Source organism: Bacteroidota bacterium (assembly GCA_016718825.1).
GTDB lineage: Bacteria > Bacteroidota > Bacteroidia > J057 > JADKCL01 > JADKCL01.
Genome location: JADKCL010000014.1, coordinates 1 through 21,543 on the forward strand (window position 1 = coordinate 1; position 21,543 = coordinate 21,543).

A 21,543-nucleotide genomic window follows, 5' to 3' on the forward strand; every position below is an offset into this window, starting at 1 on the left:
GCTGCGACCGACTTGGTGAAATCGACTATTCGCCCGAGATCAGCCCCGAAGCCTTCCTGCAAAATCAGCCTTGGATGAACGTGCGTTTAGGAAATTTCAACTTCATTTGGAGTCAACCGAGTTCTAGTTTGATTGTCTTCTTTGTCGCCCTTTACACCATTTTCAGAGGCTACAAATTCCTTTCCAACACCCAAGACCAACGTTCCAAATTCTGGTGGGGCATCGGTCTGCTCCTTACGGGAATTGGGGCAGTCTTTGCAGGCATCAGTTACCAAGCGTTTGGATACGAAATCAAATGCCATGGCCGAGAATTCTGCACGTTCACAAGCGAATGGGAAGTTGCCTATATGTTGCTTTCCGCACTGGGAATGGGGGCATTTGTACTCGCGGCTGCTTACACCAATGCAAAAGGGAACTTCAGAAAGGCAATGATCGCCTCTGCGCTGCTTGGCATGATCACCTATTTGTGCTTCCTCTTCTATGGCATATCCGGAGCCATCCAGTGGCTTGTAGCATTTGAATTCATGGCAGCATTTTCTGCAGTTGCGGTTGTTTTCTTCATTGTCCTGCATGGCCTTGCATGGTTCCTAAAAAGGGATTCGATGAACCGCTCTCTTTTGATTGTCTGGCTGGTTTTTGTCGCTGTTTTCGTTGCATACAGCCTCTATCCAAGCTTGGGAATTACAAATGCATTGTGGTCCAAGGGAATTTGGTTCAACGAAAATGACCTCCTGCACGTGGGTATGATCCTCTGGATCTATGTTGTAGGCAAACATTTGCCTACACGGCTTGTCGACCAGCCAGGATAAATGACTTTTCCCGACAGTTCAATCCTCCCCCACCCTGCCAAAATGTCAGAAACATTCTCTACCTTTGCCGTCCCAATGCGTCTTTACAACGCGGCGGTTGAATTGTGAAAAAAGGAAAAGTTACACCAAGAGTTTTTGGGCCAAGCACGGCCACACTCGAAGCCCCGCATGATGAGGCACGCCAAGGCGAGGCCTTCAAGTTGTCCCTCGACAAGGAATTTACGAAACACGCCTTCATCGAAACCTACGGTTGCGCGATGAATTTCAGCGACACCGAGATCATCGCCTCCGTGCTCAACGAAATGGGCTACGGCTTTACCCAAGACGAACGCAAGGCTGACCTCGTACTGCTCAATACCTGCTCGATTCGCGACAACGCCGAGACGAGAGTCTGGAACCGCCTCGAAAGCCTGCGGTATGCCAAAAAGCTCCGCCCCGGCCTCATGGTCGGCGTCATGGGTTGCATGGCCGAACGCCTCAAAAAGACCCTGCTCGAACGCGAGCAGTTGGTGGACATCGTCGTCGGCCCCGATGCCTACCGCGACATTCCCCGCTTGATCGAAGAAGTTGAAACGGGCCAAAAAGCCGTCAACGTCCTGCTCAGCCGCGAGGAAACCTATGCCGACATCGCCCCTATTCGCCTGAACAGCAACGGAATTACGAGTTTCCTCAGCATCATGCGCGGCTGCGACAACATGTGCAGCTTCTGCGTGGTGCCATTCACACGCGGACGCGAGCGCAGCCGCGACCCCGAAAGCATTCTCTCCGAAGCCAAGGAACTCCTCGCGCAAGGCTACAAGGAGGTCACGCTCCTCGGCCAAAACGTGGACTCCTATAAATATGAGGACACCAACTTCGCGCAACTCCTTGAAAAGGTCGCCTTGCTGAGTCCCGACCTCCGTATTCGGTTCAGTACGAGCCACCCCAAGGACATCACGGACGACGTGCTCTACACGATCGCCAAGTACGAAAACATCTGCAACTACATCCACCTGCCGGCGCAGAGTGGCAACAGCGAGGTCCTCGACCGCATGAAACGGGGTTATACCCGCGAATGGTACATGAACAAGGTGCGCCGCATCCGCGAGATTTTGCCCGATTGTGCCATCAGCACCGACATCATCACCGGATTTTGTGGGGAAACCGAAGAGCAGCACCAGGATACCGTGAGCCTGATCGACTGGGGAAAATTCAACTTCGCCTACATGTTCTTCTACAGCGAGCGCCCCGGCACCCTCGCCGAACGGAAGTTTGAGGATGATGTTCCGGAGGAAGTCAAAAAACGGCGCCTTGCGGAGGTCATTGCCTTGCAGCAAAAAAATCAGCTCGAGATGTCGCCCAACCATGTCGGCAAACTGTACAAAGTGCTCGTGGAAGGCGACAGCAAGCGCAGCAAAAAGGACTTCTGCGGCAGAAACAGCGGCAACGATGTGGTGATTTTCCCGAAAGTCGAAGGCATCAAACCCGGAGACTATGTCCACGTGCGGATCAAGGAGGCGACTTCTGCGACGCTTATCGGGGAAATTGAGAGTGGAGAGTTGAGAGTTGAGAGTTGAGAGTTGAAAGTTGAGTTGATTATCAGTTCATTGCGAACGTTGAGATTCTGCGTTTTTAATTGGTATGAGTTCACTTTTTTTGGTTGAGGATGGCAAGTAACATCGACAGTATCAAGATGCGTTTTGGGATTGTAGGTCACAATCCCAAGTTAAAAACCGCCCTCGAAATCGCGATTCAGGTCGCGCCGACGGATGTATCTGTGCTGATTGTCGGCGAAAACGGTACGGGCAAGGATGTCTTCAGCCGCATCATTCACCAATTCAGCAAACGCAAGCACCAAAATTTCATTGCCATCAACACGGGCGCCATTCCGGAGGGGACGATGGACTCCGAATTGTTTGGCCACGAAAAAGGTTCGTTTACAGGTGCCATTGAAACGCGGAAAGGCTATTTCGAAGAAGTGGATGCCGGAACGATCTTCCTCGACGAAATCGGGGAAATGCCGATGGCCACACAAGCCCGCCTTCTGCGATTGCTGGAAAACCAGGAATACCTTCGCGTCGGTAGCTCCAAGATCAAAAAGGCAGACGTGCGCGTGATCACGGCCACCAACAAGAACCTGATCGAACAGATTCGCAAGGGCAAATTCCGTGAAGACCTTTACTTCCGCCTCAACACGATCACGATCAACGTACCCGCGTTGCGGGACCGCGGGAGCGATATCGAAATGCTGTTTCAGTACTTCGCCGACGAATTCGCCAACGAATACAAACGGATGCCGTTGTCGCTGACGCCCGATGCGATTGACTTGATCTATCAGTACCGATGGCCGGGCAATGTGCGGGAATTGAAAAATTTCGTGCATCGCTTGACCGTACTTGTGCGTGAAGATGAAATCACGGCCGACATCATCCGGCAGCACCTCAACATGCGGGAGAGCTATTTGCCGGTTTTCATGGGCAATGAGCCGGTTTTGTCAGAGGATGGCCAAGGAAACCAACGCCGCGAAATGGAAATCCTCTACAAACTCGTCGTGGACATGCGTCGGGACGTAGATGACCTCAAACGCGTCTTGTCCATGGGGATGCCGGGCGTGAATGAGTATGCCGAATCCCACGAACCGATTGAGGACGATGGCGAGACCTATATCATCGAGCCAAGCGGCCGTACCCATTCGGAGCCATTCCGGGGCAACCGGGAACAACCGGTCTCTGTAGAAGGCATTAAACCCGGAAATAACAGCAAACCAAGACTGCTGGAGCAACCGTTGAATTTGGAACACAACGAAAAGGACCTGATTGCCAGGTCATTGGGAAAACACAGCGACAACCGCAAAAAAGCGGCACAGGAATTGGGGATTTCCGAGCGCACCTTGTACCGGAAAATCAAACAGTATGGTTTGGGGTGATTTGTTCGCGCGAAAAGGCATTTGACAATGAAAAAACAATATTTCCTCGCTCTCACGCTGTTGCTCACACTGATTTCAAGTTGTGGGATTTATTCGTTTAAAAGCGGAAAAATCAAGGACGGAATCAAAACGGTCAGCGTCGAATTGTTTGAAAACCAAGCAGCCTTGGTCAATCCGATCTTGGCGGTGGACATGACCGAAAAGATCAAGGATAAGTTCATCTCGCAAAGCAGCCTTCGCTTGGCAAATTTTGACGGCGACATGGCCTTTGAAGGACAAATTGTCCAATATGATGTGCGCCCCGTGGCCATTCAGGGAAATGAAACTGCGGCAAGCAACCGTCTCACGATCGGCATCAAAGTCAAATATACCTGCGAAAAGTATCCCGAAGACAGTTGGGACAAGTCCTTTTCACAGTTCAGTGACTTTGGCAGCAGCCTCAGCCTCAACGACGTGGAAGGTGACCTCGTCAAAGACATCGTGGACCGTCTTTCGCAGGACGTTTTTAACAAAGCACTTTCCAATTGGTGATTTCGAGCATTTAGCAGTTTTGGAAGTCGCCTTCGGCGCCATTCCCACTGCTAACTGCTACTTTCTAACTGCTAACTACGATTGGGGAAATGTGGAAAAATTTCAACGGAATTGTCCATTCTTTCCGAATTGGCTGGAAAAGTCGTAATTTGCGTTCGTGATTCAGGATGTACTGACCCTTTACAAGAAGGCGCAAAACGGAGGTCTCAACGCGCAGGAGGTATTTTGGCTGGAGGGCCAAGCTGCCACGCATCCGTGTTTTGGGATGGCCTACATGATTCTGGCGCGGCACCATTTTCGCAATCAAAGTACGATTAAGAATAAATCGTTGCTCAAGGCAGCTGCCTATGCCAACAACCGCAGCCTTTTGCGGCATTATTTGGAAGACACCTTGATTCAACCCAAGGTCAGGCCGATTCCGGTGGCAGAAATGCGGCCGATTCTGGAGAAAAAGACTGCTGAAGTCATCTCTCCAACTGTCGCGGAGGCTTCATCAAAGCCTTCTGAACCGGTCGAAAACAAAGTACAAAACCCAGCCCAAACCGAGGATTCGATTGTTCCGGTGGCGGAAATCGAGGAATCGATCGTTCCAGTGGCGGAAATCGAGGAATCGATTGTTCCTGTGGCGGAAATCGAGGATTCGATTGTTCCTGTGGCGGAAATCGAGGAATCGATTGTTCCGGTTGCGGAAATCGAGGATTCGATTGTTCCGGTGGCGGAGGTCGAGGAATCGATTGTTCCGGTTGCGGAAATCGAGGATTCGATTGTTCCGGTTGCGGAGGTCGAGGATTCGATTGTTCCGGTGGCGGAAATCGAGGATTCGATTGTTCCGGTCGCGGAGGTCGAGAATTCGATTGTTCCGGTGGCGGAAGTCGAGGATTCGATTGTTCGGTTGCGGAAATCGAGGATTCGATTGTTCCGGTCGCGGAGGTCGAGGATTCGATTGTTTCTGTGGCGGTGGCGGCAACATTTGTCAACCCGACGCCTCCGCTTGTCAATTGGTTCCTTCACATGCGAATCAAACTGCGTGTGGACAAGTTCAAAAATCTTGGCAATCGCATCCGAAAGGGAGTCTCCAATTTTGCACAAACCCTCGAGGAAAAGGCATTGGAATCCCATCCGAATTCAATTCAATCGCAAGAATCAACTACTGACAGCAACCAAGAAGACATCGTACTAACGGAGCCGATCGTATCCACACTTTCTGCGGATGCATCCGGATCACCGACGACAATTCTGGACATAAATATTCAGCCATTAGCTGAAAAATCGTCTTCGGAAGCTCCTTCCCTTGAGCCGATTGAATCGATTTCTGCTATCGGTTTGAAGGACGCCCCTTCAGATGCCAACGAAATCGAAGTGGCGCATTCTGTGGTCAATTCAGAGCCAGAATTGACATCAGAAACGCCAGAAAAGAAACCCAAAACACCCGAAAAGGAATACGAAATCGGTGCATTTTCCAGCTTCACATTCCTATCGGACGGAGGCGCGACCGATGGCGAGGAGGAAATCGAGGCGGAGCTTGCAACCTTGGATGCCGTCGAATTCCAACGCTCCGATGCTCATGGTGGCAGCGGAGAAATCATCTTCGAAGAAAACGACCGCATCATTGAAATTACGGTAAGTCCGGAGGCCCTTGACAAGTACTTCAAGGGGCGCCTTCCGAGTGAGCAGCCGGTTGCATTTGGTGAGTTCACCATCGAATTTGACGTTTTTGAATTGCGCTCCAACGAGACGATTCTCGCGCAAGTGCCTGAATCCATCGAGGTCGCGACCAAACCCTCTGCGCTTGTTGCATCACCGTCGACAGAAGAGCAGCCCAAAAAGAAGGTGGATGAAATCTTGGAGAAATTCATTGAGAATGAACCGAGTATCACCCGTGGGAAGGCTGCAACGAGTCCGACGGGAGATCTTGCCAAAAATTCCTGCCATGTAGATGAGGAGTGGGTGACGGAAACTTTGGGCCGGATTTATGAAAAACAGGGCAATCGCAACAAGGCGATCAAAATTTATGAGAAGTTGCGCTTGCGATTTCCTGAGAAAAGCGATTACTTTGCCGACCTGATTGTAAAATTGAAGCAATAGCTGAATCCATGAATATCATTTTCGGAATCCTTGCCATTATCGCCGCGATCCTGTTGATCTTGATCGTTGTTGTGCAAAACAGCAAAGGCGGTGGCCTTTCCGGTGCCTTGGGCGCCAGCAATATCACCAACATGATTGGTACCCGTCGCGCAACGCAAGACATTGAAAAATATACTTGGTACTTGTTGGGAGGTTTGATCTTCTTGACATTCCTTGCCAACGTCACCAACTCCGCCAAGACGGTGCAGGCATCACAAAGCTTTGAGTCCTTGCTGAATGCCCCGAGCGCACCTGCTCCGCAAGCGCCTCCCGGCAATGCTGACAAGGGTGCTGCTGAAAATCCAGACGGTGCAGACCAATAATCATTGGTCTTGTAACATATAACGTGAAAGCCCTTTTGAAAAGGGCTTTTTTGTTTTCGATTCGCGGCGCATCAGGCTATCCATTGCTTGTTAAAATTCACAATATTCCCTACCTTGTTGACCATTCAGAATCGGCCTTCGTTCCCGAGTTTACGCATCCTTTCTCCCCTATTGACCTTCGGTACCTATGAAAATCCTCCTCAAAGTCGTCATCACCTTCCTTTTGTTCTTTTCCATGTTGTTTGGCATGCTGTTTAGCTATACCAACACAGAAAATGCAAAGGATTTGAAAAACAGTGAAGCAGCAATCGAGGCATTGGGCACTTTGGCCAATATGTTCGGTGCCGGAAGTCAAATGGACGGCATTCCAACTGCGGCCGACTATCAAACAGCCGTTTACATCGATGTGGTGTTCTTCCTGATGTGCATCGTGGGGATCGTATTTACCTTTCTCAAAGCCAAAAAGGCCGGTCTTATCGTCGCCGGAATCCTGGGCGTGATGGCGATTCTGTTTTTTGCCATGCAGCCGATGTTGAAAGGAGCAGCTTTTGAGGGCGAAAATGACGACAAAACACTGGCTTTGGTGTTTGCCATCACCGCATTCATTGGCGCTGCCTTGTTGGGATTGCTCAAGTATAAATTTTCCAGCACGGCAGCCGTCTCCGATGCCTCGAATACCTCAAACACAGAGGATTCATTTCGTCAAGCGTAAGTTTCGCTGAATAGGGCCCAGTCTTGGGAAAATACCGAAGAAGGCGCTTGAAACCCACAACGATTCGCCCCAAGCGGATACGGCGGTGGCTCATTTCGTGGACAAACTCCTTTTTGTCCGATTTGCCATTGCCGTTTATTCCATAACTTCGCGCCATATTTTGAAATATGGCAAAGACAGCGACTTCAATCGAAAAATTGCACAACATCAGCTACGACCGCAGCGGCTATTCCGACGCGCAATTGCTGGAACTTTACCGTGGAATCCTGCTTCCACGCATGATTGAAGACAAAATGTTGATCCTCTTGCGTCAAGGCAAGATCAGCAAATGGTTTTCCGGAATCGGTCAGGAAGCGATCTCCGTTGGCGGCACGATGGCCCTCAACAAAACGGACTACATCCTGCCGTTGCACCGGAATTTGGGCGTTTTCACCAACCGTGGCATGAAGTTGGGCCAATTGTTTGCCCAGTGGCAAGGCAGCCGCGAAGGCTTCACCAAGGGCCGCGACCGCTCGTTCCACTTTGGTTCGCCCGAGCACCGCGTCATCGGCATGATCAGCCACCTCGGCGCCATGCTGCCAGTCGCCAACGGCATCTCGCTTGCCAGCAACCTCGACAACGACGACGTCATTTCGATGGTGTTTTCCGGTGATGGCGGCGCAAGCGAAGGCGATTTCCACGAAGCCATCAACGTCGCCACCGTTTGGGATTTGCCGGTCATCTTCCTCATCGAAAACAATGGCTACGGCCTCAGCACCCCCAGCAACGAACAATTCCGCCACAAATACTTCATTGACAAGGCGATCGGCTATGGCATCGAAGGCATTCAGGTGGATGGCAACAACATCCTCGCAGTGCATCGCGCCGTGACCAAAATCGCTGCCGAAATGCGTGAAAACCGCCGTCCGGTTTTGTTGGAAGCCATGACCTTCCGCATGCGCGGCCACGAGGAGGCGAGCGGAACGAAATACGTGCCCCAAGAACTGTTTGACATGTGGGCGCAAAAGGATCCCGTAGCCAATTACGAGAGCTTTTTGCTGGATGCCGGCGTGTTGACCGAGGAATTGATTGCTGAAATCCGGGCCGAATTCAAAGCACAAATCCAGGAAGGACTCGACGAGGCTTGGGCCCTCCCGCCGGTCGTGGCCAATACGGCCTACGAATTGGCGGACGTTTTCGCACCCGACGAAGTCGCGCTTGTGCCGCCGCCCGCAGACGCAGGCACACGCGAACTGCGTGTCGTAGATGCCTTGAAAGAAGGCTTGGAACAGGCTTTGGAACGCGATCCGAAGCTGCTGCTCATGGGTCAGGATGTCGCTGAATATGGCGGCGTTTTCAAAGTGAGTGAAGGTTTTGTTGAAAAATTCGGGAAGGATCGCATCCGCAACACGCCGCTCTGCGAGTCGGCGATCATCGGTTCAGGCTTGGGCTTGGCCTTGCGCGGCCGTTCCTCCGTCGTCGAAATGCAATTTGCCGACTTCGTTTCCTGCGGGTTCAACCAAATCGTGAACAACCTCGCAAAAACGCATTACCGCTGGGATCTTCCCGTGCGTGTGACCGTGCGCATGCCTACGGGCGCGGGTTCGGCTGCGGGACCTTTCCATTCGCAGAGCAATGAAGCTTGGTTCGCCAAAACCGCCGGCCTCAAAGTTGTCTTTCCAAGCACGCCTTACGATGCCAAAGGCTTGCTCACCACCTCGTTGATCGATCCGAATCCGGTCATTTTCTTCGAACACAAATACCTCTACCGCAGCACCAACGGCATGGTGCCCGAGGCGTATTACAATCTTCCTTTTGGCAAGGCAAGGATCGTGCAACCTGGCACGGACTTGACGATTGTCGCCTATGGCTGGGCTGTGCAATGGGCGGAAGCCGCTGCGGCAGCCTATCCGGATGCGAGCATCGAGATCATCGACTTGCGTACCTTGATCCCTTGGGACAAGGAAGCGGTGCTCGAATCAGTCAAGAAAACGGGCAAATGTCTGATTGTCCACGAAGATACTTTGACCCTAGGATTTGGGGCAGAAGTGGCTTCCGTGGTGGCAGATGAGGCATTTCAGTGGCTGGACGGTCCGGTCAAACGCGTCGCTTCGTTGGATTCGCCGGTTCCGTTTCACAAAGCCCTGGAGGATGATTTCCTCGCGAGCAGCCGCCTCAATGCTGCGATTGGTGAATTGCTGAAGTGGTGAACGAATCGGAAAAAAGCCTATCTTGAAGGCTATGAAAATTTTCCGAAGAAGATTGCCATTTGAATCCAAGTTGGGCAGCGCGCGGAGCTTGATCTTCGCTTGTGGATTGCTTTTTCTGACGACATGGGGCTGTGTTGAACCGGAATGCCCACCAACCGAGACGATTACGGTCCATGATACCGTCACGGTATTCCCAAAACCCGCCCGTTACGAAGACATCGTGGGTTATTTTGACCCCGTGGATATGGTGGTGTATGCACGCCCGGGACATGAAAAGGCCGTCCTTGAGTTTTTTAACGCTCGAAATGTACGCGCGGATTCATACAAGATTGTCGCCACTGCTGCTGGTGGAGAGACGTTTTCGGCAATGGCGTTGCTCAAATTGGTGGACAATCCAGGAGATTTCAAGCGACCTCCACAAATCAAACCCAGTCGCGCCGTGGGAGGAACAATTTATTCTAATTCCCAATGTATCTCAGATCGGTCTCCGCATACAACACGATGCACATATAGTGTTCATGACAGCCTATATTTTCGTTCACAAGTTCTAAATACTGGCTTCTGTATGGCAGGAGAAGGTTATTGCTTCACGTTGGATTCGATGAAAACAGAGGTATGGCAATATTTTCAGGACAGCGAATGCAAGGTACTCGTCAAAGTACATGCTGTGGATAGTCGAGGCATAAGGTGTTTGCCAAAATGACACTTACCAATCCGCAATCCAGACCACCAATGGCAAAAGCTATCAACCCTGAATCAACCCGCGGAATTTGGGCTGTCATCTGGGCTTCCTCGGTGGGCACGCTCATCGAATGGTATGACTTCTACATTTTTGGAAGCCTAGCGCCTATCATTGCTACGCAGTTTTTTCCGAAAACCGATCCCACTGCGGCCCTGCTGAGCACGCTTGCCACGTTTGCAGCAGGGTTCATCGTGCGTCCGTTTGGGGCATTGGTTTTTGGGAGATTGGGCGACTTGGTGGGACGGAAATACACCTTTTTGCTCACGCTGCTCATCATGGGCGGATCGACCTTTTGCATCGGACTAATCCCGAGTTATGAAAAAATTGGATTCGCAGCGCCGATTATCGTCTTGGTTTTGAGGCTTTTGCAGGGGTTGGCTTTGGGTGGCGAATATGGCGGTGCTGCGACGTATGTAGCCGAACACGCACCTGCGCACCGCAGGGGATTTTTCACTTCGTGGATCCAAACGACAGCCACGTTGGGGCTGTTCCTTTCGCTGGGGATCATCCTGGCTACGCGCAACTTGCTGGACAGCGATTCGGCGACTTCCATTGCAAAATTCAACGACTGGGGCTGGCGGATTCCCTTTTTGGTGTCGATTCTGCTCGTTGCCGTTTCAATTGTCATTCGCCTGAAAATGAAGGAATCGCCTTTGTTTTCCAAGCTCAAAAGCGAAGGCAATGTTTCCAAAAATCCGCTAAAGGAGAGCTTTGGGCACAAGACGAATCTCAAAATGGTCCTGCTTGCCCTGTTTGGGGCGACGATGGGCCAAGGTGTGGTTTGGTACACCGGCCAATTTTATGCGCAATCCTATCTGGAAAACGTGCTGAAGGTCGATTTTGAGCAATCCCGCACGATTTTGATCTGGGCAATTGTCTTTGCGACGCCGTTTTTTGTGCTATTCGGGGCTTGGAGCGACAAGGTTGGACGGAAGTGGATCATGATGGCGGGAATGGCACTGGCGATTGTCTGCTATCGGCCATTGTTTGGAATGATGAAATTCTTTGTCGAAACCAACCACAAGATGTTGGTGGTGCTCGAAAATCCGACCGTCACATTTACTCCCATCGAAGGTTCCGAAAACCAGATTCGAAGAAGCGTCTACAAAAATGGAACTGCCGAATCCATTCTGATTACGACCTCGGTGACGGATACACTCTATGCCGACCCCGCCAAATCGACGGCAAAGCCGGAAACCAAAGTCTCCAAATTGCTAAACACCGCCGACTACTGGAAACTGGTTGGCATCGTTTTCCTGCTAATCCTCTTCGTCACGATGGTCTACGGCCCGATCGCCGCGTTCCTCGTCGAATTGTTCCCGACCAAGATTCGGTACACATCCATGTCCCTCCCCTATCACATCGGCAATGGCGTTTTTGGGGGATTGACGCCGTTTATTGCGACCATGTTTACCACGATTTATCCAGGCGATCCCCTCGTTGGTCTTTGGTACCCGATTGTGATTGCCGCTGTTTGCCTCGTGATTGGCACCGTTTACATTTCGAATCGCATTGACCCCAACGTCCAAGATTGACATGAATCAACTCAAAAAATACCTCGGTATCGTGTGGATGCTGCTCGGCCCGGCAGGAATCTACTTTCTGATTTCCACAGCCATGCAGGAGATTGCCAAAAAGCCAGTGATCGACACCAAAATCCAATGGGGTGTTTTTGTTGTCGTTTTCATCCCGATTGCGATTGGCATGATGATCTTCGGTTGGTTTGCGTTCAAGGGGGACTATGAAAATAGTTAGCAGTTGGCAGTTAGCAGTTAGCAGTTTTTTGGGGATGCCCAATTGGCATCATCACCACTGCTAACTGCTACTTTCTAACTGCTAACTAAAAAGATTATCTTCGCAACCGGATGTTCACCGAGTCGATTTTTATTCCGTTTGCTGAAGGCGAGTTGCTGCATGTGAAGCGGTTTTATGTGGATGCAAACGCTCCCGCGTTGTTGCTGATCCCCGGTTCCATTGAGAATGGGCATATTTTCTATTCGAAGTCAGGAAAGGGATTTGCGCCTTGGATGGCCGAGCGTGGGTTTGATGTATTTGTAGCCGACCTGCGCGGTCGCGGGCAAAGCACGCCCAAAATCAGCCGGGAATCCAAATTTGGGCAAGCGGAGGCATTGAGCGACGAATACCCCGCCTATTTCGCCAAAATCAAGGAGATCAAGGGGACCAATAAGGTTTTTGTGGCGACACATTCGTGGGCCGGAGTGAATGTACTTGCCTTTTTGGCGCGCCACGAAATGGATTTGGAAGTGCCCGCGGCCGTATTTTTCGGTGCGAAACGGCATATCTCCGTTCGGCCATTTCCACGTTACTGGCTGATGATCAGCTTGGCATGGAATCTTCTGGCAAAACGTTCGATCCGAAAACACGGCTTCCTACACGCGCTGCATTACCGCATGGGCAGTGACAGCATCAGCGCGCGCGACCACGCCGAGACGGATGCGTGGGTGCGTGCAGGGCAGGAATGGAAGCATTGGCATGACGGTTTTGATTACCGGGAGGCCTTTCGCAAAATGAAATTGCCGCCGATTCTCTACCTAGCCGGCAAAAAGGACCATGTTCTGGGGCATCCCAAGGATGTCGCCTTGCTCGCGGAAGAAACCGGCGCGCATCAAAACAAAAAGGTACTGGTACTGAGCAAAGCCAACGGATACCTTCACGATTACGGCCATATCGACATGCTCACCCATCCTGATGCGCCACGCGACCATTTTCCGGCTGTTCTCCAATGGTTCAAACAGCACGGAGCTCTCGAATAATTTCCGCATTTTTGTATGAAGTTAAGGTTAAGGCCAATTCCTCCGCTTTGAAGGAACGAACGGTCTGACCGATGAAAAATGCAGCGGATGGGATATCGACTTTTTTGTTTATTCGGCTTGCTGGCCCTTGGTTGCCTACCGGTGCAGGCGCAACAAATCACGCGCGGCCCCTATCTCCAAAACGCCACTGAAGACGCGATTTCGATACTTTGGCGAACCGATACGCTCTGTACAAGCCGCATTCGGTACGGTGCGAGTCCAGGCAATCTGAACCTAACCATCGTCGATACCACGCGCACCTACAACCATCGTGTGCGGATCACCGGACTCGATCCGTATTCCAGGTATTACTATGCGGCTGGCATCGACACTTTAGATTTGGAAGGCGATGACAGTTCGCACCATTTCCATACCAACCCCGTTCGCGGGACGGCGCAACCGATCAAAATTTGGGCTTTGGGCGACTTTGGCAGGGGAAATGCCCAAGAAAACTGGGTGCGAGATGGCTACGTTCGCCTCGCAAAGGCCGACCGTCCGGCAGACGTTTGGCTTTGGCTGGGTGACAATGCTTATGACACGGGTACCGATTCAGAATACACCCTCAAGGTTTTTGATGTATTCGACAGCCTGTTCGACAGTCAAATATTCTGGCCCACGCCCGGCAATCACGACTATGGTTCGGTGAATCAAAATGGCCTTCCTCCGACCCATACCGGCCCTTATTACAGCATTGTCGAGGTTCCGACCAATGGCGAGGCGGGCGGAATTGCCTCCGGCGGAGAGATGTATTATTCATTTGACTACGGCAACATTCATTTCGTTTCCCTCAACAGCGAATTGGGTCCTTGGATTCAAGGTGTGAATACGCCACTCACGCAATGGCTTGAGGCTGACTTGCAAGCGACAAATCAGCCGTGGAAAATCGTGTATTTCCATCAACCCCCGCATTCGAAAGGTTCACACAACTCCGACAATTTTTGGGAAACCACCATGTTTGGCATGCGCACCAACATCATGCCGATCGTCGAACGCCATGGGGTTGACCTCGTTCTGAGCGGCCATAGCCATGTGTATGAGCGCAGCAAGTTGATGAATGGATTTTACGACTGGTCATTTCTGTATGCGCCGATCTTTGAAGTTGATGGCGGAAGCGGCAACGAGACCTTGGGCGAGGAATACCACAAGGCACTCAGCGGTACAAACGCCAACAAAGGAACGGTCTATGTCGTTGCCGGCAATGGGGCAAGTTCGTATGCCTGGGGAGCTTTGAATCACCCGATGATGGTGGCCGGTTGGGGCTGCGACACCTGCGTCGGTTCGCTGATCATCGACGTCCACAACGATACCCTGCGTGGAAAATTCTACAGTTCGGCCGGAGTGGTCAAAGACCAATTCAGTATTTTCAAGGACTTGACCGTTGGATCCCTGCCTGCCGACGTACCTGAAAACGGACTCAAAATCTGGCCAAATCCATTTTCTGAACGCCTGGAGTTTGAAATTGAAACCAAACGCAGCGCACATCTCAGTGTGATGGTCAGCGATTTGGAGGGACGAGAAGTTTGGACGGACGAATTGGGCAAATTTGCGCCTGGCAGGCATTCCCTTGTATTGGCGAACCTGCCTGCGGACTTGCCATCCGGCAATTACATCCTGCAAATCAGCGACGGAATCGAGACTTGGTCCCATCGAATTGTGAAACAAAGCCATTAAATTCATGCAAAAACTGCGCATCAGCTGGCTATGGACCGCTTTGTTGCCTTTTCTGCTTTCCTGCGGCGGCGAACAGCGCCATGCACAGCAGGAATATGTTGCGGAAATGGCGAAAAGGAAACTCCCCATCCCGGCGGAAACCCTCAATAAGGAGGAAACCCTTCCTCAAAGGCTCATCGCAGCCTATCCTGACCATTTGGATCGCTTCGAAAACAACTTCATCGTTTGGAAAGACGGCACGAAAATGATCTGGGACGACGGAAAAGCAGGCAAGACCTTTCAGGAATTGGAGGAGAATGCAGATTTGGAGGACATGTTTGCCTTCGAATACCCCAAAGGAGCTGCCATTTTCAAGGAAAATTTCGATCCCGGCCGCATCCGAAACGAGGCGTTTTTCAGGAAAATGTATGGCGAGTCAGCCGCGATGGCCGGCAAGCAGCTGATCGGCGTCGATTGGTTTGGCTCGAAGATCAACGTCACGAAGGTCAACGGCGTCGACAAGGCTTTGGGGCGGGTTGCCGAGGAGCTGAAGGCTCTTCCCGACTTGCGGAAATACCTTGAAACGCCGGGTGGCGGGCATTATTGGCGGGTCATCGCGGGTACGACACGCCTGAGTGCGCATAGTTTTGGGATTGCCGTAGACATCAACACCGCCTACACGGACTATTGGCGATGGGGCAGCGAATTCAAAGCCGGCAAACCCTTGGTCTACCGCAACCGCATTCCGTTGCAGATCGTGGAAATTTTTGAAAGGGCGGGATTCATTTGGGGAGGCAAATGGTACCACTACGATACCATGCATTTCGAGTATCGGCCGGAGCTGCTATGACCTTTTTGCACCCGTCAGCAACCAATCTAGATGCCGAATTGCACGGAAACTTGCGTCCCGGCCGTCAAAAAATATCTCCTCTGTATTTCAACCGACGGATCGTCGACATTCCTTTGAGAAAACGTCCAATCTGAATGAAAATCTAGCTTCTTCATCTTACATTTACATTAGATCGCCTTATGGTAACAATTCGTTTACGCAATGAAGAAGATACTTTTTAGTCTGATTTTGCTGGCTTGCCTTGGTACGTTTGATGCCGCATTTGCGCAACAATGGCCGGGGTACATCCTCTACAGTGTGAGCAACAGCAACAGTGCCTATCTCTGCGACACCAACGGTACAACCTACCATACGTGGACCTTCACGAGCGCCGGCACAGGCTACGCGACGTACATGGAGCCCGGCGGCACGATCGTGCGTACGGTGAAAGTCAACAATTCGGCTTACCAAGGAGGTGGACTCACCGGTCGCTGCCAAAAGGTCGATTACAACGGGACGGTTACTTGGGACTGGACGCATTCGGCGAGTACCTACATGCTTCACCATGACCACCATGTGATGCCCAATGGCAATGTTTTGTTCATCGCCTATGAAAACAAAACCCCGCAAGAAGTCAGTGCCGCCGGTTGCAATTCAAGCATCACGGTCCAATCTGAGAAAATCATCGAGGTCCAACCCACCGGTGCCACCACCGGCACAATTGTCTGGGAATGGCATCTTTGGGATCACTTGGTACAAAATGTGGATCCCAACAAAGCCAATTACCAAACCTCGATCTCGGAGCATCCTGAGTTGATGAACATCAATTATAGCATCCAAAAGGACTGGATCCACATGAATGGCCTCGATTACAATGAGGCGACCGATCAGATTGTCTTCAGTTCCCACAACATGAGCGAGATTTACGTGATCGACCATAGCACGACGAGCGCCGAAGCGGCTACGCATGCAGGTGGCAATTCGGGTAAGGGCGGTGACTTCCTGTATCGCTGGGGAAATCCGCAAGTGTATCAAGCCGGCACGGCCAACGACAAAATCCTCAAAGTCTGCCACGACGCCCACTGGATTCCGGCCGGGACACCCAATGCTGGCAACCTCGTGGCATTCAACAACGACGGCATTTCGCAACAACAGAGCTGCATCGATCAAATCACCCCACCTGCCAACGGGTATCTGTTTGACCTCAATCCCGGGCCTGCCTACAGCCCGAGCACCTATACGGCGCGCCAAGCCTGCAATGGTCGCTCGAGCAACATGAGCAACTCCGTGCAATTCCCGAATGGGAACATGCAGATTTGCATGGCGACCTTGGGCACGATTTATGAAGTCAATTCGGCAGGGACGGTCCTTTGGACCAAACAAATCCAAGGCGGATTTGTGCCGCAGGCGCAGCGTTATTCGCTCTGTTACATCAACGGAAATGCCGAACCGACAGCAGTCGTGGCGGCTTCGCAAGACTCGGTTTGCCCCAATACCGCGGTGGATCTGCTCCTCACGCCTGGCGGGGGAAGCAATTATACTTACAACTGGGCGAGCAGTCCTGCAGGATTTAGCTCCACAAGCCAGAATCCGACGGTTACCCCAAGTGCCACGACCACCTATTTCGTAACCGTGACCAGCGGCGGATGTACGACGACGAATTCGATCCAAGTCGTCGTGACCTCGGCACCAACGCCGACCATCACCCAAAATGTCGACACGCTTTGCGCCTCTTCTGCAACTACCTACCAATGGTTTCTGAACGGAAGCCCAATTTCCGGAGCAACCGCACAATGTTATGTCCCCACCCAAAGTGGTGACTACACGGTCCAAACGACCGATGCCATCGGCTGTAGTTCAGCAGTTTCGGCCCTGGTCACCGTGAACCTGGTCGCGGTTTCCAATGCGTTTGCCCAAGGTTGGAGCTTCTACCCCAATCCAAGCAAAGGAACACTTTACATCGTCGCCCCGCAGGGAGCTGAATTTGTCGCCTCCGTGGCCGATGCCTGTGGCAAACGCGTGGCCTTCGCAGTCAATGCGCGGACGCTGGACCTCACGACCTTGAAGTCGGGCTTGTATTTCGTCTCGATTTACCAAGGTGAGCAGCTGCTTGTCACGCAAAAAATTGCATTAACCCATTGATTTTCACAATGTCATTCCCCAAGATGAAGCAACTTTCAAAATATACCGTACTTGTGCTGCTGAGCTTGTTGGTCACCGTGCCATCGATCCTGCAGGCCAAAAAGGTTAAATTCTCTGTGAACATGAAGGGTTGGATCATCAGCCCGATGGGGATGCATATTGTCGGTGATTTTCAGACGCTGGCAGGCTTTCCGGGAGGCGACTGGAATTCGGCGACAACCTCGATGTTTCAGGAACCAAGCGACACCAACATTTACAGCGTGGTCGTGGACATTCCGGCATTTGCCAAGTATGAATTCAAATTTGCCAATGGTGACCAGTTTTATGAGGTCGAATTTGTTCCCGTCGAATCCCGCGTGGGCTACAATTTCAACGACAGCCGTTGGATTTACATTGACTCCTTGGCAGCTGACACCCAGATGGTTGGGCCGATTCGCTTTTCAGGAAACGCGCCGATGGGACAATATTTGATGCGCTTTTTGGTGGATGTGCATGAGGAGCCGGTCGTGTCGCCTTTGGGCGTGCATGTCTCTGGCGACTACAATGCCTGGGGAACCCCACAGCATATGTACAGCTTCATTAGCGGCGTTTGGGAGCATATTGCCTACTTGGATTCCACGGATGGAGATGCTGCTTATATCTATTCCAATGGGAACAGCCTTGGCGACGAGGAATCTGTTCAAGGTTCCTGCACCGCCAATTCGAATCGTTTTTGGTCGTTCCGAAAGACACCGTTTTGCCTGTGGTATGTTTTGGAAGTTGCGCCGCTTGTGTGACCTCCGGCATCGCACAAGTTTGGGAACCTCGTTTGGAAGTTTATCCGAATCCAGCGGTGGAACGTGCTTTGGTACGTTTGGACAACCATTTTGGCGACTGGACCATGTTGGTACATGACAACCAAGGCCGATTGCTGAAGGTCCTCACGGGCAGCGGTGAGCAGGCGGTGGTGCTGGAGCAAGGCGAATGGGGAGCAGGGATGTATTTTGTGACGGTGACAGAGGCTACGGGCCAAAGTGCCACCCAGAAATTGATTTTCAGATGAGAAGACACATATTTTCGGAACGGCCATTGGGTCGGATTTTGGCTTGGGCCCTTTGGATTTTTCCAATGGGCCTTTTTGCCCAAACGACCTTTTACAATACAGGGCAGATCCAAAGGATTGAAATTCAGTTTAGTCAGCCCAATTGGGACTATCGGATGGACACCGCCAAGGCGGGCGCCGAAACCTATCTCATGGCTGACTGGGTCAAAATCAACGGCATCCGCTATGACAGCGCGGGCGTCAAGTACAAGGGCAACAGCTCCTACGACTCGACGCTGATCAAAAATCCGCTGAACATCGGCCTCGACGAATTCAAAAACCAAGCCCACGAGGGCTTTACGACGATCAAGTTGGGAAACTGCTATGCAGACCCCTCGATGATCCGCGAGGTGATGGCCTATGACATCCTCAGCAATTATATGCATGCCCCGCAGGCAAATTTTGCGCAGGTTTATGTCAATGGCAACTATTGGGGACTCTATTCGAATGCAGAAAACATCAACAAAGAGTTTTGCAGCACGCATTTCTATTCCTCATCGGGCACTTTTTTCAAATGCAATCCGATCGGGATTCCCGGTCCAACGACGAAAAGCAATTTGAAAACCATCGTCGGGGTCGACAGCACTGGCTATTTTCCCCGCTATGAACTCAAATCGACCACGGGCTGGAATGAACTCGTGGATTTGTGCAATGTCGTGACGAATACGCCCGCGGCATTGCCCGCCTCGATGGACATGGATCGCGTCATTTGGATGCTGGCATTCAACAACTTGCTCGTGAATCTGGACAGTTATTCAGGAGTATTTGCACAGAATTATTATCTCTACAAAGATCAGAATGACCGCTTTAATCCGATTGTCTGGGATTTGAACATGTCGTTTGGCGGATTCCCCTTTTTGGGTGGCGGCGCGACGGGAATGGGCAGCTTGACGGTTTCGGATATGGAGCAATTGGCGTTGGATGCCCATTCGACGGATCCGTATTGGCCGCTGATCAATGCTGTGATGAGCAATGCGCGTTCCAAAAGAAAGTACGTCGCGCACCTGCGCACCATCGCCGACGAAATGTTTACGAGCGGGCAATTCGCCGTGAATGCATCGAATTTTCAAACGCTGATCGACACGGCCGTTTCCAGCGATGCCAACAAGTTCTATTCCTACACCCAATTTCAGAATGGCCTGACAGCAAGCGCCCCCAACGGCGCCTACACCATCCCGGGAATCGGCAGCTTGATGACCGCGCGCCTGAGCTATTTGCAAGGCACACCCGAATTTGGCTATGTTCCGCCGGTAATCACTTCGCCCCTTGCGACGCCCGCATTTCCAGCATTCAATGACACGGTCATCATCACCGCCCAAGTCAGCGGCGCGGATTCCGTCTTTTTGGGCTACCGCAACGATCAAGCGTTGAAATTTGCGTCGATCACGATGCTGGACGACGGCCTTCATGGCGATGGCGCCGCCAACGACGGGGTCTTTGCAGCCGAAATCCTTCAAAACAGCGGCGTGACGCAATACTATATCTATGCTGAAAATGCCACTGCAGGCGCGTTTTCTCCGGCACGTGCCGAGCATGAATTCCATTCGGTACAGACGGCTTTGAACTTCCCCTCTCCCGGCGACTTGGTCATCAACGAATTTCTGGCTGTGAACCAAACCGGCCAAATGGATGAAACGGGGCAATTTGAGGACTGGATCGAGCTTTTCAACAATACACAAAGTGCTCTGTCCTTGACCGGCCTTTACCTGACCGACGATGTCCTGAATCCTACCAAATGCGCGCTTCCTTCGGGGACAACCATTGCACCGCAGGGCCTTTTGGTCATCTGGGCAGATCAGGACGCTTCATCACTTGGCGTCATCCACTGCAATTTCAAGTTGTCCAGTTTGGGCGAATCCATCAAACTCAGCAATGGCAGCAACATCACGTTTGACAGCCTGACTTTCGGCCCTCAAACCGCGGATGTCTCCCTAGGACGTTGTCCTGACGGGACCGGTGCATTTTCCGCACAACCTGCGCCGAGTTTCAACGCGTTGAATTGCGGCGTGCAAACCCAGGAATTTCAATACCTCAACCCCTATTTCGTCCTTTCTCCGAATCCAAGTAGCGAGCGGGTGCAAATCCTTTGTGAACAACGATTTGTAGGAAATCTCGAGGTCTTTGATCACCTGGGAAGGCCGATATTGACCTCAAAATGGACAGGAAACACTGAATTGAACATAAATTCATGGTCCACTGGAATATATTTTATTAGATTGGGCTTGAGTACGAAAAAGTTGGTCGTCGCTCACTAGATGCAAAAGCATGAGAAATAAAGATACCGATACTGGGAAGACGAGCTTCCGTAAACTTTTGCTGTTTGTTCCGCTTGTTTTCGCCTTGGTTTTTGTGGCCTGCGAAAAGGAGCCGGGCAAAGGCGGCCTCGCCACGATTCAGGGCAAGGTTTGGGGGCGTGACATCAATGCCTTGGGCGTGGTGCACGACAGCGGCTATGCCGGCGGATACAAGGTTTACCTCTCGTTTGGCGACAATACCTGGGTTGATGAAAGCGAAACCACCTCGCCCACAGGGGACTACGCTTTCCGAGGCCTCCAAAAGGGAACCTATCGCCTGTTTGTTTACTCCGAATGCGATTCCTGCTTGTTCAATGAAGAATATTCCGAGCAGGCCGTCGAAATCACGGAAACCAAACAAGTCGCCGTATTGCCGGACTTTGTGATCTACAAATAGAA

General features: G+C 51.6%; 20 protein-coding genes. All 20 read left to right on the forward strand.

Annotation, left to right across the window (positions count from 1 at the left end; all coding sequences use genetic code 11):
• Positions 1 to 809 (forward strand): hypothetical protein (locus IPN95_16730; GenBank protein MBK9451015.1); only part of this gene is annotated, 809 nt, incomplete at its 5' end.
• Positions 810 to 913: 104 nt separating this feature from the next.
• Entirely contained in the window at positions 914 to 2,365 is a 1,452-nt protein-coding gene (gene miaB, locus IPN95_16735; GenBank protein ID MBK9451016.1) for a tRNA (N6-isopentenyl adenosine(37)-C2)-methylthiotransferase MiaB, read from the forward strand.
• Between the two features lie 89 nt (positions 2,366 to 2,454).
• Positions 2,455 to 3,714, forward strand: a complete 1,260-nt coding sequence (locus IPN95_16740; protein MBK9451017.1) for a sigma-54-dependent Fis family transcriptional regulator — start codon at positions 2,455 to 2,457, stop codon at positions 3,712 to 3,714.
• 27 nt (positions 3,715 to 3,741) lie between these two features.
• A complete protein-coding gene (locus IPN95_16745; GenBank protein MBK9451018.1) occupies positions 3,742 to 4,245 on the forward strand; it encodes an LptE family protein in 504 nt (167 codons plus the stop codon).
• A gap of 157 nt (positions 4,246 to 4,402) precedes the next feature.
• Positions 4,403 to 5,425: a hypothetical protein gene (locus IPN95_16750; GenBank protein ID MBK9451019.1), complete on the forward strand. Its 1,023-nt coding sequence runs from the start codon at positions 4,403 to 4,405 to the stop codon at positions 5,423 to 5,425.
• A gap of 143 nt (positions 5,426 to 5,568) precedes the next feature.
• The gene (locus tag IPN95_16755) at positions 5,569 to 6,330 is read left to right on the forward strand and encodes a hypothetical protein (protein ID MBK9451020.1); all 762 of its coding nucleotides are present in this window, start codon (positions 5,569 to 5,571) and stop codon (positions 6,328 to 6,330) included.
• Positions 6,331 to 6,338: 8 nt separating this feature from the next.
• Positions 6,339 to 6,692, forward strand: coding sequence for a preprotein translocase subunit SecG (gene secG, locus IPN95_16760; GenBank protein MBK9451021.1), 354 nt, complete (start codon positions 6,339 to 6,341; stop codon positions 6,690 to 6,692).
• A 187-nt stretch (positions 6,693 to 6,879) separates the two neighbouring features.
• Positions 6,880 to 7,404: a hypothetical protein gene (locus tag IPN95_16765; protein MBK9451022.1), complete on the forward strand. Its 525-nt coding sequence runs from the start codon at positions 6,880 to 6,882 to the stop codon at positions 7,402 to 7,404.
• A gap of 206 nt (positions 7,405 to 7,610) precedes the next feature.
• Positions 7,611 to 9,593: a dehydrogenase E1 component subunit alpha/beta gene (locus IPN95_16770; protein MBK9451023.1), complete on the forward strand. Its 1,983-nt coding sequence runs from the start codon at positions 7,611 to 7,613 to the stop codon at positions 9,591 to 9,593.
• 31 nt (positions 9,594 to 9,624) lie between these two features.
• Positions 9,625 to 10,296, forward strand: a complete 672-nt coding sequence (locus tag IPN95_16775; protein MBK9451024.1) for a hypothetical protein — start codon at positions 9,625 to 9,627, stop codon at positions 10,294 to 10,296.
• A gap of 29 nt (positions 10,297 to 10,325) precedes the next feature.
• The gene (locus IPN95_16780) at positions 10,326 to 11,870 is read left to right on the forward strand and encodes an MHS family MFS transporter (GenBank protein MBK9451025.1); all 1,545 of its coding nucleotides are present in this window, start codon (positions 10,326 to 10,328) and stop codon (positions 11,868 to 11,870) included.
• Between the two features lies 1 nt (position 11,871).
• A complete protein-coding gene (locus IPN95_16785; GenBank protein ID MBK9451026.1) occupies positions 11,872 to 12,090 on the forward strand; it encodes a hypothetical protein in 219 nt (72 codons plus the stop codon).
• A 110-nt stretch (positions 12,091 to 12,200) separates the two neighbouring features.
• On the forward strand, positions 12,201 to 13,109 hold the full coding sequence (locus tag IPN95_16790; GenBank protein MBK9451027.1) for an alpha/beta fold hydrolase: 909 nt from the start codon (positions 12,201 to 12,203) through the stop codon (positions 13,107 to 13,109).
• Positions 13,110 to 13,196: 87 nt separating this feature from the next.
• Positions 13,197 to 14,819 carry a metallophosphoesterase gene (locus IPN95_16795; GenBank protein MBK9451028.1) on the forward strand — a complete coding sequence of 541 codons (1,623 nt, stop codon included), beginning with the start codon at positions 13,197 to 13,199 and terminating at the stop codon, positions 14,817 to 14,819.
• A 106-nt stretch (positions 14,820 to 14,925) separates the two neighbouring features.
• Positions 14,926 to 15,648: a M15 family metallopeptidase gene (locus IPN95_16800; protein MBK9451029.1), complete on the forward strand. Its 723-nt coding sequence runs from the start codon at positions 14,926 to 14,928 to the stop codon at positions 15,646 to 15,648.
• 201 nt (positions 15,649 to 15,849) lie between these two features.
• A complete protein-coding gene (locus IPN95_16805; GenBank protein MBK9451030.1) occupies positions 15,850 to 17,769 on the forward strand; it encodes an aryl-sulfate sulfotransferase in 1,920 nt (639 codons plus the stop codon).
• A gap of 23 nt (positions 17,770 to 17,792) precedes the next feature.
• Positions 17,793 to 18,545, forward strand: a complete 753-nt coding sequence (locus IPN95_16810) for a hypothetical protein (GenBank protein ID MBK9451031.1) — start codon at positions 17,793 to 17,795, stop codon at positions 18,543 to 18,545.
• Complete coding sequence (locus tag IPN95_16815; protein MBK9451032.1) at positions 18,542 to 18,811, forward strand: T9SS type A sorting domain-containing protein; 270 nt, start codon at positions 18,542 to 18,544, stop codon at positions 18,809 to 18,811. Before IPN95_16810 ends, IPN95_16815 begins: the two co-directional genes overlap by 4 nt.
• Positions 18,808 to 21,105 carry a CotH kinase family protein gene (locus IPN95_16820; protein ID MBK9451033.1) on the forward strand — a complete coding sequence of 766 codons (2,298 nt, stop codon included), beginning with the start codon at positions 18,808 to 18,810 and terminating at the stop codon, positions 21,103 to 21,105. The genes IPN95_16815 and IPN95_16820 overlap by 4 nt, the downstream gene beginning before the upstream one ends.
• A gap of 10 nt (positions 21,106 to 21,115) precedes the next feature.
• Positions 21,116 to 21,541 (forward strand): hypothetical protein, encoded by a 426-nt coding sequence (locus tag IPN95_16825; GenBank protein MBK9451034.1) that lies wholly within the window; start codon positions 21,116 to 21,118, stop codon positions 21,539 to 21,541.
• Positions 21,542 to 21,543: the final 2 nt, after the last annotated feature.

Excerpts from the sequence above, each read along its gene's own strand:
- IPN95_16775 (MBK9451024.1), top strand. The coding sequence starts at position 9,625 with ATGAAAATTTTCCGAAGAAGATTGCCATTTGAATCCAAGTTGGGCAGC.
- IPN95_16765 (MBK9451022.1), top strand. The coding sequence starts at position 6,880 with ATGAAAATCCTCCTCAAAGTCGTCATCACCTTCCTTTTGTTCTTTTCC.
- IPN95_16795 (MBK9451028.1), top strand. The coding sequence starts at position 13,197 with ATGGGATATCGACTTTTTTGTTTATTCGGCTTGCTGGCCCTTGGTTGC.
- IPN95_16820 (MBK9451033.1), top strand. The coding sequence starts at position 18,808 with ATGAGAAGACACATATTTTCGGAACGGCCATTGGGTCGGATTTTGGCT.
- IPN95_16805 (MBK9451030.1), top strand. The coding sequence starts at position 15,850 with ATGAAGAAGATACTTTTTAGTCTGATTTTGCTGGCTTGCCTTGGTACG.
- secG (MBK9451021.1), top strand. The coding sequence starts at position 6,339 with ATGAATATCATTTTCGGAATCCTTGCCATTATCGCCGCGATCCTGTTG.
- IPN95_16745 (MBK9451018.1), top strand. The coding sequence starts at position 3,742 with ATGAAAAAACAATATTTCCTCGCTCTCACGCTGTTGCTCACACTGATT.
- IPN95_16810 (MBK9451031.1), top strand. The coding sequence starts at position 17,793 with ATGAAGCAACTTTCAAAATATACCGTACTTGTGCTGCTGAGCTTGTTG.
- IPN95_16790 (MBK9451027.1), top strand. The coding sequence starts at position 12,201 with ATGTTCACCGAGTCGATTTTTATTCCGTTTGCTGAAGGCGAGTTGCTG.
- IPN95_16825 (MBK9451034.1), top strand. The coding sequence starts at position 21,116 with ATGAGAAATAAAGATACCGATACTGGGAAGACGAGCTTCCGTAAACTT.
- IPN95_16800 (MBK9451029.1), top strand. The coding sequence starts at position 14,926 with ATGGCGAAAAGGAAACTCCCCATCCCGGCGGAAACCCTCAATAAGGAG.
- IPN95_16780 (MBK9451025.1), top strand. The coding sequence starts at position 10,326 with ATGGCAAAAGCTATCAACCCTGAATCAACCCGCGGAATTTGGGCTGTC.
- IPN95_16740 (MBK9451017.1), top strand. The coding sequence starts at position 2,455 with ATGGCAAGTAACATCGACAGTATCAAGATGCGTTTTGGGATTGTAGGT.
- IPN95_16785 (MBK9451026.1), top strand. The coding sequence starts at position 11,872 with ATGAATCAACTCAAAAAATACCTCGGTATCGTGTGGATGCTGCTCGGC.